This window comes from Hymenobacter daecheongensis DSM 21074 (assembly GCF_900141805.1).
Classification (GTDB): Bacteria; Bacteroidota; Bacteroidia; order Cytophagales; family Hymenobacteraceae; genus Hymenobacter; species Hymenobacter daecheongensis.
Genome location: NZ_FQYN01000018.1, coordinates 1 through 2,171, shown reverse-complemented (window position 1 = coordinate 2,171; position 2,171 = coordinate 1). Strand labels below are relative to the sequence as shown.

1 rRNA gene is annotated in these 2,171 nt (G+C 53.0%); it reads left to right on the top strand.

Features of this window, described 5'->3' with window-relative positions:
* Window positions 1-570 precede the first annotated feature (570 nt).
* Window positions 571-2,085 (top strand): 16S ribosomal RNA (locus BUB62_RS18625).
* The last annotated feature ends 86 nt before the right edge of the window (window positions 2,086-2,171 follow it).

Here is a 2,171-nt window from a genome sequence, read left to right as displayed (position 1 = left end):
ACTTTTGCACTCCCAAACCGAAACGCGGTAGGGCACGTTTCCTGGATTTCGCCTTCTTTTCGGCACAGGGCTCTGCGGAGTCACCCGAAAAAAAGTTTTGGCCTGAAATAGGAAGTCTGGAAAAAGTACTCGTACCTTTGCAGCCCGCTTCAATCGGAGGCGGGTCTGAGGCGGCGGAAACGCCGAAAAGCGGAAAAGAAATTTTCTGCTTGTCTTGGAAAAAGCGAAAAGCTAGTTACCTTTGCACCCCGCTTACACGAGGCGGTTGCGCAAGAGGAAAAAGACTTCCAACTTTTTCTTGCGATTAGTAAAAAGGTTTGTACCTTTGCAGCCCGCTTCGACCGGAAGGGGGAATAAGAAGAGAGAAGTACTCCGGCTTAAGGTCCGGACAGGGTTCCGCTGAATGAGTGGGACAGATGTTCTTTGAATGATTGGAAATGACAAATTGGTAAGCTTCATGGCCTTGTTAAGAGGGGATGAAGTAAGCGTAACAAAAGATTTGAAGCTCGTTAACACGAGTCGGATCAGCACTCGACATCAGCTGTGGTTCGCCACAGTGTAGGAATTTATACAATGGAGAGTTTGATCCTGGCTCAGGATGAACGCTAGCGGCAGGCCTAATACATGCAAGTCGAACGGGGTGTAGCAATACATCTAGTGGCGCACGGGTGCGTAACGCGTAACCAACCTACCCGAAACTGGGGGATAGCCCGCCGAAAGGCGGATTAATACCGCATAAGACCACAGCGCGGCATCGCGCAGGGGTTAAAGATTTATTGGTTTCGGATGGGGTTGCGTAGCATTAGCTAGTTGGCGGGGTAGAGGCCCACCAAGGCGACGATGCTTAGGGGACCTGAGAGGGTGATCCCCCACACTGGCACTGAGATACGGGCCAGACTCCTACGGGAGGCAGCAGTAGGGAATATTGGGCAATGGCCGAGAGGCTGACCCAGCCATGCCGCGTGCCGGATGAAGGCCTTCTGGGTTGTAAACGGCTTTTCTCAGGGAAGAAAAAGGGGATGCGTCCCAAACTGACGGTACCTGAGGAATAAGCACCGGCTAACTCCGTGCCAGCAGCCGCGGTAATACGGAGGGTGCAAGCGTTGTCCGGATTTATTGGGTTTAAAGGGTGCGTAGGTGGCCTTGCAAGTCCGTGGTGAAAGCCTGCTGCTCAACAGCAGAACTGCCATGGATACTACAGGGCTTGAGTCCAGACGAGGTTGGCGGAATGGAAGATGTAGCGGTGAAATGCATAGATATCTTCCAGAACCCCGATTGCGTAGGCAGCTGACTAGGCTGGTACTGACACTGAGGCACGAAAGCGTGGGGAGCGAACAGGATTAGATACCCTGGTAGTCCACGCCGTAAACGATGGATACTCGTTGCAGGCGATACACAGTCTGTGACTTAGCGAAAGCGTTAAGTATCCCACCTGGGGAGTACGCTCGCAAGAGTGAAACTCAAAGGAATTGACGGGGGCCCGCACAAGTGGTGGAGCATGTGGTTTAATTCGATGATACGCGAGGAACCTTACCTAGGCTAGAATGCGCGTGACCGGTTCAGAGATGAGCCTTTCCTTCGGGACACAAAGCAAGGTGCTGCATGGCCGTCGTCAGCTCGTGCCGTGAGGTGTTGGGTTAAGTCCCGCAACGAGCGCAACCCCTATGTTTAGTTGCCAGCACATGATGGTGGGGACTCTAAACAGACTGCCTGCGCAAGCAGTGAGGAAGGCGGGGACGACGTCAGGTCATCATGGCCCTTACGCCTAGGGCTACACACGTGCTACAATGGACGGTACAGAGGGTCGCTACTGGGCAACCAGATGCCAATCTCACAAAGCCGTTCTCAGTTCGGATCGGAGTCTGCAACTCGACTCCGTGAAGCTGGAATCACTAGTAATCGCGTATCAGCAATGACGCGGTGAATACGTTCCCGGGCCTTGTACACACCGCCCGTCAAGCCATGGAAGTTTGGTAGACCTGAAGCTGGTGCTCGTCACAGAAGCCAGTTAGGGTAGAACAAGTAACTGGGGCTAAGTCGTAACAAGGTAGCCGTACCGGAAGGTGCGGCTGGATCACCTCCTTTCTGGAGCAATCCGACTCGTGAGCTTCACAGTCCTTGGTTACGCAAACACACTTATCAATTGTCATTTCCTCTCGTTCAACGATTTT